This window comes from Kribbella sp. NPDC020701 (assembly GCF_055562215.1).
Window position 1 is genome coordinate 124,267 of record NZ_JBVHFT010000009.1, and the last position, 17,029, is coordinate 141,295.

At 68.6% G+C, this 17,029-nt stretch carries 12 protein-coding genes; 9 read left to right on the forward strand and 3 right to left on the reverse strand.

All coding sequences use genetic code 11. The features are described from left to right. Positions 1-118: 118 nt before the first annotated feature. Complete coding sequence (locus ACZ3HV_RS22405; RefSeq protein WP_465686912.1) at positions 119-3,550, reverse strand: error-prone DNA polymerase; 3,432 nt, start codon at positions 3,548-3,550, stop codon at positions 119-121. 234 nt (positions 3,551-3,784) lie between these two features. Between ACZ3HV_RS22405 and ACZ3HV_RS22410 the strand changes: the two genes are divergently transcribed. Together ACZ3HV_RS22410 and ACZ3HV_RS22415 are read left to right on the forward strand one after the other, a co-directional pair. Continuing rightward, positions 3,785-5,752, forward strand: a complete 1,968-nt coding sequence (locus tag ACZ3HV_RS22410) for a hypothetical protein (RefSeq protein ID WP_465686913.1) — start codon at positions 3,785-3,787, stop codon at positions 5,750-5,752. Positions 5,753-5,849: 97 nt separating this feature from the next. Further along, positions 5,850-6,185, forward strand: a complete 336-nt coding sequence (locus ACZ3HV_RS22415) for a hypothetical protein (RefSeq protein WP_465686914.1) — start codon at positions 5,850-5,852, stop codon at positions 6,183-6,185. A gap of 1 nt (position 6,186) precedes the next feature. On the opposite strand, the gene ACZ3HV_RS22420 is transcribed toward ACZ3HV_RS22415, so the two are convergent. Further along, entirely contained in the window at positions 6,187-7,626 is a 1,440-nt protein-coding gene (locus tag ACZ3HV_RS22420; RefSeq protein ID WP_465686915.1) for a biotin carboxylase, read from the reverse strand. Between the two features lie 87 nt (positions 7,627-7,713). Between ACZ3HV_RS22420 and ACZ3HV_RS22425 the strand changes: the two genes are divergently transcribed. Further along, on the forward strand, positions 7,714-8,616 hold the full coding sequence (locus ACZ3HV_RS22425; protein WP_465686916.1) for a serine hydrolase domain-containing protein: 903 nt from the start codon (positions 7,714-7,716) through the stop codon (positions 8,614-8,616). 13 nt (positions 8,617-8,629) lie between these two features. On the opposite strand, the gene ACZ3HV_RS22430 is transcribed toward ACZ3HV_RS22425, so the two are convergent. Then, a complete protein-coding gene (locus tag ACZ3HV_RS22430; protein ID WP_465686917.1) occupies positions 8,630-9,676 on the reverse strand; it encodes a serine hydrolase domain-containing protein in 1,047 nt (348 codons plus the stop codon). Positions 9,677-9,693: 17 nt separating this feature from the next. Here ACZ3HV_RS22430 and ACZ3HV_RS22435 point away from each other — a divergent pair, with 17 nt between their 5' ends. The 6 genes from ACZ3HV_RS22435 to lysA all read left to right on the forward strand — a co-directional run bounded on the left by ACZ3HV_RS22435 (position 9,694) and on the right by lysA (position 17,025). Then, on the forward strand, positions 9,694-10,887 hold the full coding sequence (locus tag ACZ3HV_RS22435) for a serine hydrolase domain-containing protein (RefSeq protein ID WP_465686918.1): 1,194 nt from the start codon (positions 9,694-9,696) through the stop codon (positions 10,885-10,887). 24 nt (positions 10,888-10,911) lie between these two features. Further along, complete coding sequence (speB, locus tag ACZ3HV_RS22440; RefSeq protein ID WP_465686919.1) at positions 10,912-11,937, forward strand: agmatinase; 1,026 nt, start codon at positions 10,912-10,914, stop codon at positions 11,935-11,937. A 111-nt stretch (positions 11,938-12,048) separates the two neighbouring features. After that, positions 12,049-13,506 (forward strand): amino acid permease, encoded by a 1,458-nt coding sequence (locus tag ACZ3HV_RS22445; RefSeq protein WP_465686920.1) that lies wholly within the window; start codon positions 12,049-12,051, stop codon positions 13,504-13,506. Then, positions 13,503-14,423 carry a universal stress protein gene (locus ACZ3HV_RS22450; RefSeq protein ID WP_465686921.1) on the forward strand — a complete coding sequence of 307 codons (921 nt, stop codon included), beginning with the start codon at positions 13,503-13,505 and terminating at the stop codon, positions 14,421-14,423. The genes ACZ3HV_RS22445 and ACZ3HV_RS22450 overlap by 4 nt, the downstream gene beginning before the upstream one ends. 2 nt (positions 14,424-14,425) lie before the next feature. Continuing rightward, positions 14,426-15,781, forward strand: a complete 1,356-nt coding sequence (locus ACZ3HV_RS22455; protein WP_465686922.1) for a pyridoxal phosphate-dependent decarboxylase family protein — start codon at positions 14,426-14,428, stop codon at positions 15,779-15,781. Further along, the gene (gene lysA, locus ACZ3HV_RS22460; RefSeq protein ID WP_465686923.1) at positions 15,778-17,025 is read left to right on the forward strand and encodes a diaminopimelate decarboxylase; all 1,248 of its coding nucleotides are present in this window, start codon (positions 15,778-15,780) and stop codon (positions 17,023-17,025) included. Before ACZ3HV_RS22455 ends, lysA begins: the two co-directional genes overlap by 4 nt. Positions 17,026-17,029 lie beyond the last annotated feature (4 nt).

The window sequence follows — 17,029 nt, forward strand, 5'->3', positions numbered from 1 at the left end:
TGGGGCGTTGCACCGTGTCTCCGGCTCGCGCGCCGCCGGAGGCGGCCGAAAAGTCAGCCGGCGCGAAGCGGTGTCCGTTGGGCGGAGGTGGCTGACAGGACGGTCGGGTGGAGCGGGGTTAGCGGAAGTCTCGGGATTTGGTTTGGGAGGCTAGGGGGAGGCGTTGGAGGTGGTCGGCGGAGAGGTTGGTGACTTCGCCGGCTCGTTCCACGCGGCCGCGGATGATGAGGGCGCCGGCGTTGCGGGCTACGGCGGCGTGGCGGTGCCAGCAGCCTACGGTGATGACGATGTTGGCCATACCGGTTTCGTCTTCGAGGTTCATGAAGGTGACGCCGGAGGCGGTGGCGGGGCGCTGGCGGTGGGTGACGACGCCGGCGACGCGGACGCGGGCTCCGTTCGGGGCCTGGCGGAGCTGGGCCGCGGACAGGATGCCTTCGGCGCGGAGCTGGTCGCGGACGCGCTGCATCGGGTGGCTGGTGGTGGTGATCGAGGTGGACCACAGGTCGGCCATGTCGGCTTCGATGTCGCTCATCCCGGGCAGGGTCGGCGGCGGACCGGCGGCGGTGATCCCGGCGAGCTGACCGGGCCGCTCCTCGGCGGCGCGACCGGCTTCCCACAATGCCTGCCGGCGATCGAGGCCGAAACAGTCGAAGGCTCCCGCGGTCGCGAGCGCCTCGACCTGCGCGGCGGTGATCCCGGTACGCCGGACGAGGTCGGCCATCTCGGTGAACGGCCCACCGCGCTCGCGCTCCTCGACGATCAGCTTCGCGCCCTTCTCGCCGATCGTGCGCACCTCGGACAACCCGAGCCGGACCGCGAACGCGCCGTCACGGCGATGGAAGGTGGTATCGGCCGGCGCCTTCGGATCGAACGGACCGACCACCGGCTGCGGATCCACCAAACACGAAGGCGACCCGGTCGGCGCGGTGAGCTCCTGCCCGTCCACCAGCACCTCGAGCCCGGCGTCGACTCCGGACAGGTGCAGATGTGGTCGCCGCACCTCCACGCCGTGCCGGCGGGCGTCGGCGACCAGGGACTGGGGTGAGTAGAACCCCATCGGCTGCGCCCGCAGCAACGCGGCCAGGAACGCGGCCGGGTAGTGCAGCCGCAGCCAGGTGCTGGAGTAGACCAGCAGGGCGAAGCTGATCGAGTGCGACTCGGCGAAACCGAAGTTCGCGAAAGCTTCGATCTTGGCGTAGATCTCGTCGGCCAGGTCCCCGGTGATCCCGTTGCCCGCCATCCCGGCGTACAGCTTCTCCTTGAGGGACGAGATCTTCTCGATCCCGCGTTTGGATCCCATCGCCCGGCGGAGCAGATCGGCCTCGTCGCCGTCGATCTCGCCGACTGCCATCGCCATCTGCATCAACTGCTCCTGGAACAGCGGCACGCCCATGGTCCGCTCCAGCACCGGCCGCAGCTTCGGGTGCAGGTAGGTGACCGGCTCCTCACCGGTCCGGCGGCGGATGTACGGATGGACCGCGCCACCCTGGATCGGACCGGGCCGGATCAGCGCGATCTCGGTGACCAGGTCGTAGAACCGCCGCGGTTTCAGCCGGGGCAGCGTCGCCATCTGGGCCCGGGACTCGACCTGGAACACGCCCACCGAGTCCGCCCGGCACAGCTGGTCGTAGACCCCGGCTTCCTCCTTCGGGATCGTGTGCAACAGCCACGACTCCCCCAGTTGCTCGCGGACCATCTCCATGCAGTACTGCAACGCGGCCAGCATCCCGAGCCCGAGCAGGTCGAACTTCACCAGCCCCATCCAGGCACAATCGTCCTTGTCCCACTGGAGAACCGTGCGGTCCTCCATCCGCGCGTGCTCGATCGGCACCACCTCCCCCACCGGGCGCTCGGTCAGCACCATCCCGCCGGAGTGGATCCCCAAGTGCCGTGGGAACTTCAGCAGCTCGGTCGCCATCGTCACCACCCGCGGTGGGATGTCGTGCTCGGTCGAGGTGATCTCCGGACTCCACCCGTCCACCTGTTTCGACCACGCGTCCTGCTGACCGACCGAATACCCCATGGCCTTCGCCATATCGCGTACGGCGGACTTCGGACGATAAGAGATCACGTTCGCCACCTGGGCGGCATTGCGACGGCCGTACTTCTGATAGACGTGCTGGATCACCTCCTCACGGCGATCCGAGTCGAAGTCGACGTCGATATCCGGCTCCTCGGCCCGGGTCGTGGCGAGGAACCGCTCGAACGGCAGGTCGTAGAGGATGCTGTCCACCGCGGTGATCCCGAGCGCGTAACAGACCGCCGAGTTCGCCGCCGAGCCCCGGCCCTGGCAGAGGATCCCGTGGTCGTGCGCGAACCGGACGATGTCCTCGACGATCAGGAAGTACCCCGGGAACTCCTTCTCCTCGATGACGGCCAGCTCGCGCTCCAGCCGCTCGTACGCGTCCGGGCGCTGCTTCCGGGTCCCGTACCGCTTGGCGGCGCCCTCGAAGGTCAGATGCCGCAGCCACGACATCGGCGTCTCCCCCTTCGGCACGTCGCGCAGTGGGAGCTTCGGCTTCGCCCGGGCCAGGTCGAAGGCGACCTGGTCGGCCAATGTCACCGATCGCGCCACGGCCCCGTCGTACCGATGGAAGCGGGCCGCCATCTCCTCGCCCGAGCGCAGGAACGCCATCCCGCTCGGCGGCAGCCAGCCGTCCATCGTGTCCAGGTCCCGCCGGGCCCGGACGGCTGCCAGCGCGGCGGCCAGCTTGTGCTGCGCCGGGGTGGCGTAGTGAACGTTGTTCGTGGCAACCACCGGGAGGCTGCGGTCGGCGGCCAGGCCGGCCAGGATCCGGTTCCGGCTGGTGTCCGCGGGGAGGTGATGGTCGATCAGCTCGACCACCACGCGGTCCTGGCCGAACAACCCGGTCAGCCGGTCCAGCTCACGCCCCGCCGCGGCCGGCCCGTCGGCGTGTCCACCGAGCTCCAACGCCTGCCGGACCAGCCCCTTCCGGCAGCCGGTCAGGATCAGCCAGTGATCCCGGCCGGACGCCGCCAGCTCCTCCAGGTCGTAGACCGGTTTGCCCTTCTCCCCGCCGGCCAACTGCGCCTCGGTGATCGCGCCGGCCAGTTTGTGATACCCCTCCTGCCCCTCCGCCAGCACCAGCAGGTGGCTCCCCTCGGGGTCGGCCACTCCGTTCTGCGGGCCGGTCAGCCCGAGCGACAGCTCCGCCCCGAACACGGTGGGCAACGAGTACGCCGCCGCGGCCTCGGCGAACCGGGCCGCGCCGTAGAACCCGTCGTGATCGGTCAGCGCCAGCGCGTGCAGACCCTGCCGGACCGCGGTCTCGACCAGGTCCTCCGGCTGGGAGGCGCCGTCCAGGAAGGAGAAGTTCGAATGCACGTGCAGCTCCGCGTAGGGCACCACGTGCTCCGGGCGGACAGCGACGGCCTTCGAGGGCACATACGGACCACGGTGCTGCGACCATGCCGGGCTGTCCCCGCCGTCAGCCGTCACCGGCCGGTCACCGTGACTGCCCGGCCGGGACCGGTCCGACAGCTTCCGCTCCAGCTCCGACCACTTGATCGGCGGATTGTTGTAGCCCATCGCAGCACCTCCTCCCCCTCATACTAGAACATGTGTTCCCTTAAGGATGATGGAGCCGAGAGCCTCCCGCGACTGCCGATCGCCCGGCCACGGTGCTTTGCAGATATGGCGAAATCCGCGACGATTTAGTCAAACGTTTCTTTTCTTCGTGCTCAACTCGGTGCAAGGGACAGAATTCAACAATTCACGGAGGGTGTTGCCGATGGCTGTTGCGGCGTTAGCATCCTGCGCATTGTGGAGACTGTGATCGCCTATTTCTTCGACCGACCCGGCGACGACAATCAACGGGCCGCTGCGGGCCGACAGCGGGTCGAGGCCTACTACGGCAGCCTCTGGCATGAGGCAGTCACCCACCAGGGACATGATGCGCGGACAGTCGGGCTGCACGTCTGGGATCGCAGCGAACGCGACTGCCTGTGGCCGTCCTGGCAGGACGGCGGCGATCTCCGGGTCGCGAGTCTGCATGCGCCCCTCGGGTATGAACGGATCGTCGGAGACGTCCCACTGCACAACGCTCCTGGACAATTGGCGCGAGCAGTTCTTCAGGCGCCCGGCCGATTCCTGGATCTGGCACCGCCGTTCACGATGGCCGTCCTGGACCCGGCGGACGAACGACTCGAGCTGTTCACCGATTCCATCGGAGTGGGACGCCTGTTCCAGCTTCGGCTGCCTGACGGCTGGGTCTGGAGCAATCGGCCGGTCGCGGCGCTCTTGTTCGCCGGCGTCATGGCCAGGGCGGCTCAGCGGGGTTGGCGCTATGCGGCAGCTTGCGGCTGGTTCATGGACGACACCACGCCGTACGAGGGTGTGCTGGCCGTGCCGGGTGCGACCCGGATCGTGGCCGAGGGCAGGCAGCGCCGCCGCACCGTCAGCCGCGTCGAGATCAGCAGTGTCTGGTCCGGCGACAGTCTGGACGCCGCCGACGAAACCGCTGAGGCGCTGTGCGCTGTGGCGAGGTCGGTCGATCACCTCTGGCCGGGAAGGCCGACCGTGGATCTCAGCGGCGGCCGCGACTCCCGTGTGGTCGCTGCGGCCTTTCTGTCCGCCGGTGTGGACTTGCGCCTCAACAGCTACGACGCGGTGCCGGGCGAGCTCCAGGTCGCCGAGGACCTCGTCGGTCTGCTCCCCTTCCAGGTAGAGCACGCCGTGACCCCTCGCACCGCACCAGCCCAATCTCCACAGGCTCGGCCGGCCACTCCTGCCCTCGTCAGCCGCGCCCTCCGGTGGCACCGGTACGCCGATGGCCTCAGACCGGCCAGCTACCTCTTTCACACTCCACCCAGCAGCCTGTCGAGCGTCGCGCACCTCGCGATCGGGGGCGCGGGTGGCGAGCTCGCGCACGGGCACTTCTACCCGGCCGATGTCCTCCAGCTCGACGCCCTGCCGCTCGAGCCGAAGCTCGCGGCGTTCGTCAGCCGTCTGCAGAGTCGGCTGGTGACCGCGACCGGCCCGTCCGACGAGGCGCGCGCCGCCGTCTCCGCACAGATCGAGCTCGTACTGCGCGAAGCGGTTCACGGCGGCATCGAGAACGCGACCATGCTCGACTACTTCTACCTGGTCGAACGGCTCCGCCGCTGGGGAACAACAGGTGAGCGTAGCGGCGTGGTCTCGCCGTTGCTCATCCCGTCCTTCGTCCGCGGCGCCTTCGCGCTCGATCCCACCCAGCGGCTCGAGAACGCCCTGCACCGTGACCTGGTCCGTCGGCTGATCCCCGAGTGGGCGGACGTTCCGTTCTTCAAACCGGAACCGGGCAATCGGGCCAGGGCCAAGGCTCTGCTCCGACGCCTCGCCGACGCGCCGGATCGCGACCTCATCGGAGCGCTCATCACCGGCTCGGAGCTGGAGGGATTCGAACCACAGACCATCCAAACGCTGTGGGCGGCCTCGGCAGCCGGCACCAGTTCCGCCGTGGATGAGGCAGCACTCCGGCAAGCGCTGTGGAGGGCATCCTTCGAGCAACACCTGGCCGAAATCGACAGCCACCTCCCGCCCGCCGTCCGCGCAGCAGAACGCGACCTCTCCATGGCCGCGGCGCCAGGTCCGGCGAACCCACCCCAACCCTGCCGGCGCCCGACGACCCGCGGCGTACGGCGAATCGCCCAGCGCCGACTGATCCGCCGTGCGGCCAGGCATCCACTCTGGTCCGCGTTCCGCCGAACCCGGATCGGCCGTTCCTGGCGGAGCCTCAGCCGACCACACTGAGCAGCCTCGCCGGCGGCTACCGCTGATCTCCATCGCACACACCTCCCGTGGACATCAAGACTAGAACATGTGTTCGAAGACGGGGTAATCTGAAAACATGCTTGGTCGGTTCACGGTGCGCCCGTCCGACGACGGATCGAACAGATTCGGCGTCTGGGACGGAGCGGTCAACGGGTGGCGTGCGATCGGTATCGACGACGAAACGGAGGCCCGTAGGGTAGCCAGCGATCTCGACGTTCAGTACGACGCTCACGGTCCGCGACCGGCCGACGCCGTTCGCAAGATCGACCCGGCCCAGCCGGTCCAGCGGGCCGAGTGGACCACCGGCGAGCTCGACGTCTGGATCCGCGACAACGGTGAGTGGCTCGGCCGTTTCTGCGACAAGGACGGCCAGGTCTCCTGGATCCCCGGATCGGACCTCAGACCACTCTGAACTACTTGACGTAGCCGATCGGGACCAGCACGGGCGGCTCGGCGAGGGGTTCGGAGGCGTACTGGGCGCGGATGCCGCTGATGTAGCGGCGACTGCGAGGCGTCAGGCCTTCGGGGGTCTGCATGCGGCCCTTGGTGACCAGGATGCCGAGGTCCGCGCCTTTGAAGCGGTAGTCACCCGGACCGTAGACGCGGAGGAAGAAGGCCTCGTCCTCATGCGTCACGTCGTGCCAGTCGTTGGCGGCCCCAACGAACTCGAGCGTACCGTCCTCGCCGAGGTGCCAGGTCCCGGTCCGTGGTGCCTCCAGGATCCGCTCGACCTGGTCGGCCGGCTCCTTCATGATCAGCTGCGCCCACACGTCCACCGCGGCCAGGTCACGCCAGCGCTCGTTGATCTCGGCCACGTCGACGACGTAGTCGGCGTCCATGAACTCGAGCAGGTGGAACAGGAACAGCGGTACGTCGGCATACGCGCCGGCGGTCACATTCGTCATCGACGAGGCACCGGAGATCCGCGGGTTGAGCTCCCCGAGATACACCTCGTCGGTCGCCAGGTCGACCAGTACGTCGATCTCGAGAAAGCCCCGGTACCCCTCGCGAGCGAGCCGGTCGCCGAGCCGCTGCACGTGGTCGATCGCGAGCGCCCGCTGCACCGGCGTCAGCGCCTCCGGGAAGAGGTCGTTCCCGCACCAACCACCCTTGTACGGCGTGAGCTCGGGATAGCCGGTGAGGTCGGTCATGAACGGCCCGACGATCGTGCCGTGCCGAGTGATACAGGCCTCGACCGCGGCCGCCTTGTTGTCGATCCGCTTCATCACCTTGAGCTGCTCGCCGATGATGTCCTCGGCGTACTTCTCCCAGTCCTTCTTCCCGGTGATGAAGAACGTGGTCTTGCCGGAGTCGCCGTACGGCGTCTGCACGACCAGGTCACGACCGAGTCCGGCCGAAGCGGCAAGCTCCTTCAACGATTTCCACGACGACGCGGTACCGATCACGTTGGGCACCGACGGGGCGCCGGCCTCGTTGCCGAGCTGGGTCGTGACGATCTTGGAGTCGAGCCGGCGGCGCAGCTCGTCCGAGGGCATGATCAGCTGGTAGCCGAGCTCCCGGCAGATCTCCTCGGTCTCCTCGTCGAAGAACACCATCACGACCATCGGCGTACCGCCGCGCTTGCGCAGGTGTGCCTGCACCTCGGGATCGCGGAGCAGGTAGTTGTTGATCTGCTCGCTCGACTCGAACTCGACGTACGGCTGGTCCTTCGGCGCGAACACCCGCGGGTGGGTCCCGTCCCAGGAGTCGTAGTAGACGACGTACTGGAAGTTGCGCACCCAGCGGTCGATGCCGAGCAGGTTGAACGCGGTCGGCCCGAAGAAGTAGATCGGCTGGGTGTTGGTCCGGAAGAACGTGCGGATCTCGGCGATCCCGTTCAGCTTCTGGTTCATCCCCCACCCTCCCCTGGTCCATTCACAGTAGGACCGCAAGGGCGTTCTGTCATGGTCCTGGAGGCTTCGCGGAGGTACGGTGCGACGGTGCGCGACGACGTTCTCGACGACTTCCTCCGCGCCGATCGCGAGCGGGGCCTGGGCGTCTACGGGGTCCACCTGTACCGCGCGGGCGAGCCGCCGATCGAGCGCCGGGTTCGATCCGACGACCGGGTGAACCTCTACTCCATCGCGAAGACGTTCACCTCGGTCGCGGTCGGGCTCGCGGAGGCCGAAGGACGTCTCACACTCGACGACCGCCTCCTCGACCACTTCCCCGAGCTCCGGGCCGTGGCCGCGGACGGGGTCGAGAACCTCACGGTGCGCCAGTTGATGACGATGACCAGCGGCACGAGTCATGAGTGGTTCGCCGACGAGCGTATCGACGCGCCGGACCTGCTCCACGAGATCGTTGCCGCGCCGCTCGACGCCGCGCCCGGGAGCCGGTTCGCCTATACCGGTTCGGGTGTGTACGCCGTCGGCCGACTCGTCGAGCGCGTGACCGGAGCCGACGTACGCGCGTATCTCCTGCCGCGCCTGTTCGCACCACTGGACCTGCACAACCCGCCGTGGCACACCTGTCCCCGCGGTTACCCGTTCGCCGAGAGCGACCTCTTCCTTCGCACCGAGGAGCTCGCCCGCTTCGCCCGGTTGCTGCTGCAGGAAGGCGAATGGGAGGGCGCACAGCTCCTGCCGGCGACCTACGTCCAGCGGATGCCCGCCGAGCGCGTCGACACCAGCACTCTCGACTGGGGCGAGCGGTTCACCCTCGGATATGGCCTGGGCGTCTGGATCGATCGAGCCGGTGTCTACCGGATGGACGGCCGCTACGGCCAATACGCGCTCATCAGCCCCGGGACACGGACCGCCGTCACGGTCACCGCGCACTCGGAAGTGGAGGCGGAGCTACTCGACGCGATTCACGAGTTCATCCTCGACCGGCTGGGGTGACCGCACAGGCGGGTCAGATGATCGAGTTGCGGGGCAACGGGGTCAGGGCGTCGAAGGCGCGCAAGGTGTCCTGCAGGTGGGCTGGGTGCTGGGGGTCGGGCCAGTTGGAGAGTTTGACGCAGACGGTGCGGGTACGGCGGCAGACGTACAGCATCTGGCCGTGGATTCCCAAGCAGAGCAGGACATTGCCGGGTGCGGCGGGACGGAACCAGAACTGGTTGCGGTACCAGCCACCGGGGAAGGACGCCTCGGCCGGGGATGCCAGGAAGTCGCGCCGAGCCTGCGCGTCGACTGCCCATGCTCGGCGCAACCACTTCGGCTGAGCCGCCAGCATCAGCCCGAAGCGCAACAGGTCGGAGGCTGTCACCGCGAGACCACCGTCATGCACAGCGGTCCCGGACACATCGGTCAGGAACTCGGCATCGTGCTCCGCGCCCAGTGGCGCCCACACCAGCGACGACACCAGTTCGGCCATCGGTGCGCGACCCGCACGCTCGCACACCCAGCCGAGTACGTCGGTCTCCGCCGACCGGTAGAGGAAGCGGCTGCCATGGGGTGCTTCCGCTCGCAATGTCGTGAGGAAGTCGTACAGGCGATGTTTGTCCGCCAGCCACTGGTCCAACCGCCGGACATCGGATTGCGGGTTGGTGTAGTCCTCCTCGAAGTGCACCCCACTACGCATGTCGAGCACGTCCCGCACGGTCACATCGTTGTAACCGCTTCCTGCCAACTCCCCCACGTAGTGAGTGACCGGCCGATCAAAATCCAGTACGCCGCGATCGGCCAGGATCCCGGCGACGCAGCCGACGACCGACTTGGTGATCGAGAACACCGCCTGTGGCTGATCCAGCACGCCACCCGCGGCGATCACCGCACCGTTCCGCGCGATCACGAACGCGTCGGTGTGCGTGCCGGCCAGTACGTCGGCCACGGTCGCGCGCGTGCCGTCATACCTCCGCACGGGAACCGAGAGCACGTCGGAAGGACGCGACGGAAGCTCCCGGACCGGGCCGTTCCCGCGGGAAACACGCTGGGTCGGCAGTGTGCCCGGCCAGAGCATGATGCGATGGTAGACGCATGGGCGCCACCGACGACCGGATGACCGGCTTTCCGCCGTCGGACGAGACCCTCGTCGACCTGTCCGGCTGGCAGGACCCGCCGAACGTCCGCTGGGCCTTCCGGCACATGCGCGAACTGATGCCGACACACGCCATCCCGGCCGACCCTGCCCACGTCCGTACGCTGACCACAGCACTCGATCCAACTGTGGAGGCAACCCCGGTCAGCCGCCTCGACGGATCGACCACGCGCGCGGGCGGCGTGTTCGCCGACACCTGGACCGACGCCCTGATCGTCATGCACGACGGCGTCGTCGTGGAGGAGCAATACCTGGCCGGCATGACTCCACACACCCCGCATCTCGTGATGTCCGTATCCAAGTCGATCGTCGGCTGTGTCGCGGGGATCCTGGCCGACCGCGGCGTGCTCGACGTCGAAGCGCAGCTCACGCACTACGTCCCGGAGGTGGCGACAAGCGGCTATGGCGACGCCACCGTGCGCCAACTGCTCGACATGCGGACCGGTGTGGCGTTCAGCGAGACCTACCAGGCCGCCGACTCGGAAGTACGGGTGATGGAGCGGTCGATGGGCTGGCGGCCGAGCCTGGACAGTGATCCGGTCGGCATGTACCGCTACCTGACCACACTGGGTACGGCGACCGACCACGGCGGATCCTTCACGTACCGATCGGCCGACACCGACATGCTCGGCTGGGTGTGCGAGCGCGGGGCCGGGACCCGGATGGCGGACCTCGTGTCGAGCCTGGTGTGGATCCCGATGGGCGCCGAGCAGGATGCCGACATCACCTGTGATCCGGTCGGCTCCGCGGTCCACGACGGTGGCATCTCCGCGATCGCTCGTGACCTGGCGAGGTTCGGGCAACTGCTGCTCGACGACGGTGGCAAGGTCGTGCCGGCCAAGTGGCTCGCGGATTCCTGGCAGCCACCCGCCGACGTACGAGAGGCCTTCGCGGGCACGGACAACGAGCCCGTCCTTCCGGGCGGGTGGTACCGCAACCAGTTCTGGTTCGTGCCGAACCATCGCGGGACAGCCCTTGTCTGCTTGGGGATTCACGGCCAGATGGTCTACGTCCACCGCGAGACCCGGACCGTCGGCGTGAAGTTGTCGAGCTGGCCGGACCCGCAGAACGCGACGTACCTGATCGACACCCTGCGGACCTTCGCGGCGATCGGCGCGCGTCTGGACGCTTGAGGGCCGGGGTGCGAAACTCCGAAGATGAGCCGCTACGGCCAGCAGTTCGGCCCGGACTTCACGTTCCTCGGAGTCCCGGTCTGTGATCTGGACGATCCGGCGTCGTACGCCGACGCGCAGGTGGTCATCCTGGGCGCGCCCTTCGACGGCGGGACCTCGCACCGCCCGGGAGCCCGGTTCGGGCCGATGGCGATCCGGATGCGGGACTACCTCGGCCACGACGGCTCGCGGCCGAGCCTGGCGTTACGCACCGACGGCCTGGTCGACCTGAACGTGGTCGACGCCGGTGACGTGGAGATGTACTCCGGCGACATCGAGGTCGCCCTGCCCGCGCTCGAGGCGGCGGTCGAGAAGGTGACCCGTACGGGCGCCATCCCGATCGTGCTCGGCGGCGACCACTCGATCGCGTTCCCGGACGCGAAGGGGGTCGCGAACGTGCTCGGCCACGGCCGCGTGTCGATGATCCACTTCGACGCGCACGCGGACACCGGCAACATCGAGTTCGGCTCGCTCTGGGGCCACGGGCAACCGATGCGCCGGCTGATCGAGTCCGGCGCGCTGCGCGGCGACCGCTTCCTGCAGATCGGTTTGCGCGGGTACTGGCCGCCGCCGGACACGCTGGACTGGATGGCCCAACAGAACATGCGGTCCTACGAGATGACCGAGCTCGGCCACCGCGGCCTGGACGAGTGCATGACCGAGGCGTTCGCGATCGCCACCGACGAGTGCGACGCCGTCTTCCTGTCCGTCGACATCGACGTCTGCGATCCCGGCCACGCACCCGGCACCGGGACCCCTGAGCCCGGCGGTCTGACAGCCCGTCAACTGCTGGACGCCGTACGCCGGATCTGCCTCGAGCTGCCCGTGGCCGGGATGGATGTCGTCGAGGTGAGCCCGCCGTACGACCACGCCGACATCACCGCGGCGCTGGCCAACCGCGTGGTACTGGAGGCGGTGTCCGCGATCGCGCGGAAACGCCAGGACGCACGGGACGGGACCCGGTGGGATCCCACGCAGCCTTTGTTAAGTGACCGACCAAAGCCGAACTGACCTGTTCCCAGCGCGGTTGCCGAGTGCCACACTCCGAGAGACGAGTGCCACACTCCGAGAGAAGGGTGGAGTGGCGGGGACGGTCGGGCACCTCCGTCGAGGGGAGGCACCATGGCGATGACGGCACGGCAGTTGTTCCGCCGCAAGCCGGTTCCGGAGATGGCGCAGGAGACCGGGACCGACAGCGGGCAGAGCGAACTGGTCCGCTCGATCGGACTGTTCCAGCTCTCCATGTTCGGTATCGGCGCCACCATCGGCACCGGTATCTTCTTCGTTCTCGCGCAGGCCGTGCCGGTCGCGGGACCCGCGGTGATCTGGTCGTTCGTGCTCGCCGGTACGGTGGCCGGACTGACCGCGATCTGCTACGCCGAGCTGGCGAGTGCGGTCCCCGTGTCGGGTTCGTCGTACTCGTACGCCTACGCGACCCTCGGTGAGCTGCCGGCCGTCGGCGTGGCCGCCTGCCTGCTGCTGGAGTACGGCGTGTCGGCGGCCGCCGTCGCGGTCGGCTGGTCGCAGTACCTGAACGAACTACTCGACAACCTCTTCGGCTTCACCATTCCCGACAGCCTCTCGCAGGCGCCCGAGCAGGGTGGCGTGTTCAACCTGCCCGCGGTCATCCTGGTCACACTCTGCACGCTGCTGCTGATCCGCGGCGCGAGCGAGTCCGCCAAAACCAATGCGGTGATGGTGTGCATCAAGATCGGCATCCTGCTGCTGTTCATCATCCTCGGGCTGCAGGGCTGGGACTCGGACAACCTGTCGAACTTCGCGCCGTTCGGCCTCAGCGGGATCACCTCCGCGGCCGGCATCATCTTCTTCTCCTACATCGGCCTGGACGCGGTCTCCACCGCCGGTGAGGAAGTGAAGAATCCACGGCGGACGATGCCGCTGGCGATCCTGATCGCGCTCGTCACGGTCACCGGGCTGTACATGATGGTCACGATCGTCGCGGTCGCCGCGCAGCCGTCCGGAGAGTTCGAGAATCAGGACGCCGGTCTGTCGGCGATCCTGGAGAACGTGACCGGGTCGACCTGGCCGGCCACCGTGCTGGCCGCCGGCGCGGTGATCTCGATCTTCAGCGTCACGCTGATCGTCATCTACGGCCAGACCCGGATCCTGTTCGCGATGGCTCGCGACGGGATGATCCCGGAGCTGTTCCACAAGGTGAATCCACGCACCCACACACCGGTGCCGAACACCATCATCGTCGCCGTGCTGATCGCCTTGCTGGCCGGGTTGATCCCGATCAACTTCCTGGCCGAGATGACGAGTATCGGCACGCTGGTCGCGTTCCTGGTGGTGTCGATCGGCGTGATCGTGTTGCGCCGTACCCATCCGGAGCTGCCGCGCGGGTTCAAGGTGCCGGGCTATCCCGTCACGCCGATCCTGTCGATCCTGGGCTGTCTCTGGATCATCAAGGACCTGCGCGCGGTGACGATCTACGTGTTCCTGATCTGGCTCGCGGTGGCCCTGGCCTGGTACTTCTTCTACGGCTTCAAGCACTCGCACCTCGGCCGGCACGAGCACGTCGGGCTGATCCACGACGAGGACGACGGGCAGCAGCCATGACGATGATCGTCGGCTACGCCTCCGACGAGCGGGGGAAGGCGGCCCTGCACCTGGCGGGCATGCTGGCCCGGTCCGCGGGCGACGACCTGATCGTCTGCACGGTCGTCCCGGCGCCGTGGATCCCCGGCATGGCCAAGGTGGATGCGGAGTACCGCGAATTCCTTGCCCAGGAAGCCGATCAGGCACTCCAGCGGGCCAAGTCCTTCCTCCCCACCGACGTGCCCACGGCCTTCGTCCGGCACAGCGCGCGCTCGGCGCCGGCCGGCCTGCTCGAGATGGCCGAGCTGCACGACGCCCGGCTGATCGTCCTCGGATCCTCCTCCGCCGGGGTGTTCGGGCACATCGCGCTCGGCAGCGTCACGGACCGGCTGGTGCACAGCTCACATGTGTCGCTCGCCCTGGCCACCCGTGGATTCCGGTGTCCTCCGGACGCCAAGGCGGTTCGGGTGACCGCGGCGTTCGGCGGGTCCCACAGCGCCGAGGATCTGGTGCTGGCGGCGGCGACCGTCGCGGCGGACGTGGGCGCATCGTTGCGGATCGCAACGTTCGCGGTGTGGTCCCGCCCGGCGTACACGACGCAACTGGGCACGGACTCCGAGGACCTGGTCATGCAGGAGTGGCGCACGGAGCTGGACAAGACCGTGGCCGGCACGCTCGCCCAGGTGAAGCATCTGCCGGGCGGACCGGGACAGGTCGACACGGTGATCGGTTCCGGTTCCAGCTGGGTGGAGGCGATCGAGGAAGTCGGCTGGCAGCCGGGAGACGTCATGGTGCTCGGGTCGAGTGAGCTCGGCCCGGTCGCCCGGGTGTTCCTCGGCTCCCGCGCGACGAAGATCCTGCGGCACTCCCCCGTCCCGGTCGTGGTCGTGCCACGCCGCCGGGCCGAGGAACTCGCCGAACGAGCTACTGAGGACTGACCATGCACGAGGTCGACCAGACGACTGAGCAGATGGTGCGCAGTGTCCTCGCGTACGCCGAGAACCGGCTGCGGATGAACCCGGTGCCACTGGACCGCAACACCCTGCCCGCACACGAGATCTACGAGCGGCTCGACGGTCTGATCCGGGACGCGCCCCGGCAGCCGGACGAGGTGCTCGGTGTCTACGCCTCCGTCATCGCGCCCAGCGTGATCTCGGCGGACAGCCCGCGGTTCCTCGGGTTCATCCCGGCCGCGCCGACCAAGGCGAGCCTGCTCTTCGACATGCTGGTGTCCTGCGCGTCGATCCAGGGCATCTCCTGGCTGGAGGCCTCCGGCGCGATCGCGGCCGAGAACACCGTGCTGCGGTTGATCGCCGACGAGGCCGGCCTGCCCGCGAGCGCCGGCGGCTGCTTCGTGTCGGGCGGTTCGGCCGGCAACCTGTCCGCGCTCGCGGTCGCCCGGGAGACCGCGAAGAAACGGCTCGGCGCCGACCGGAGACTGCGGGTCGTCGTCGGCACCGACGCGCACTCGTCGATCGTCAACACGCTGCGCCTGCTCGAGCTCGACGCCCTCGTCGTCGACACGCCCGACCACCGGCTCACCGCCGGCACCGTCCGGGCCGCGGTCGCCGCGGATCCCGACCCGTCGAACATCGCCGCCCTCGTCTGTACGTCGGGCACCACCAACGCCGGCATCATCGACGACCTGGCCGGCTGCGGCGCGATCGCCCACGAGCACGGCTGGTGGTTCCACGTCGACGGCGCGTACGGCGGCTCCGGCATCTTCGCGCGCTCACTCCGGCCGAAGTACGACGGGATCGAGCAGGCCGACTCGTTCATCCTCGACCCGCACAAGTGGCTGTTCACGCCGTTCGACTGCTGTTCCCTGCTCTACCGGGAGCCCGAGCTCGCACGAGCCACCCACATCCAGGATGCGTCGTACCTGGACGTCATCCACGTCTCCGACGGCGAGTGGAACCCGACCGACTACGCCTACCACCTGACCCGTCGGGCTCGTGGCCTGCCGCTCTGGTTCTCGCTCGCGGTGTACGGCGTGGACGCCTACCGGGAAGCGATCGAGGCCGCGGCCCGGTTGGCTCGGGAGACCGCCGAGCTGATCAAGGCCGAACCACACCTCGAGCTGATCCGCGAGCCCGACCTCGGCGTCGTCCTGTTCCGTCGGCTGGGCTGGTCCGGCAAGGACTACGACAAGTGGGCGCAGCGGTTGCACGAGGACGAGGTCGCCTTCATCCCACCGAGCAAGTGGGAGGGCGAAACGATCGGCCGGTTCGCCTTCCTCCATCCCGGCACCAGCCTGGACGTGGTCCGTGAGGTGCTGGCCCGGACCGCGCCATGAACGACCTGCTCTCGCTGTTCCCGGCCGGCAGCCGGCTCGATGCCGACGGCACCGTGGTCGTCGGCGGCTGCCGCGCGGACGACCTCGCCACCGAGTTCGGTACGCCGGTCCTCGTCGTGGCCGAGCAGGCACTCCGGGCCCGCGCCCGCGAGTACCGCGACGAGCTCACGGCCCGCTGGCCGAACGCCCGCGCCGTCTTCGCGTCCAAGGCCTTCCCGTGTACGGCGATCCAGCGGGTGATGGTCGAGGAAGGCCTCGGCCTGGACGTCGCGGGCGGCGGTGAGATCCTGACCGCGCTGAAGGCCGGTGCCGACCCGAGCCTGATCGTCCTGCACGGTAACGCGAAGAGCGACGAGGAGATCGCTCTCGCGGTCGAGCACGGCATCGGCCTGGTCGTGGTGGACAACGCCGACGACGTGGACCGGCTGGAAGCGACAGGCCGTCCGCAGGACGTGCTGGTGCGCATCATCCCGGGCGTCACCGCGGACACTCACGCGCACGTGCTGACCGGCCACGAGGGCTCGAAGTTCGGTCTCGCACCACCTGACGCGGCCGCTTTGATCCAGCGGATCGAGCACAGCCCGCGGCTGCGGATGCGCGGGCTGCACGTCCATATCGGATCGCAGATCCTCGACGTCGAGCCGTTCGCGGAGTCGGTCGCACCGGTCGCGCGCCTCGGCGAGTTCGAGGTGTACGACCTGGGCGGTGGGCTAGGCGCCCGGTACACCTGGGCCGACGAGCCGCCCACGGTGGCGGCGTACCTCGACGCCCTGATCGGCGCGGCGAAGCAGCACCTCCCCGCGGCGGCGCAGCTCATCATCGAGCCTGGACGCAGCATGGTCTGTACGACGGCGACCACGATCTACCGGGTCACGACGGTGAAGCGAGGCATGATCACCTTCGTCGCGGTGGACGGCGGCATGGGCGACAACCTGGAGGTCGCGTTGTTCGAGCAGCGGTTCGAGGCGGGCATCGTGGGTCGCTTCGACGGGCCGTCGGAGACCGTGACCGTGGTCGGCCGGCACTGCGAGAGCGGCGACGTCCTGGTGGACGGCGTACCGCTCGCCGATCCGCGCGTCGGTGACCTGCTGGCCGTCCCCGCCACGGGTGCCTACTGCTACACGATGGCGAACAACTACAACGGCAACCGCCGGATCCCGGTGGTCTTCGCGAACGACGGGGTCCCACGTCTCGTCGTCCGGCGCGAGACGTGGGACGACCTGATGGCCCGCGACGTGGACTGAGTGA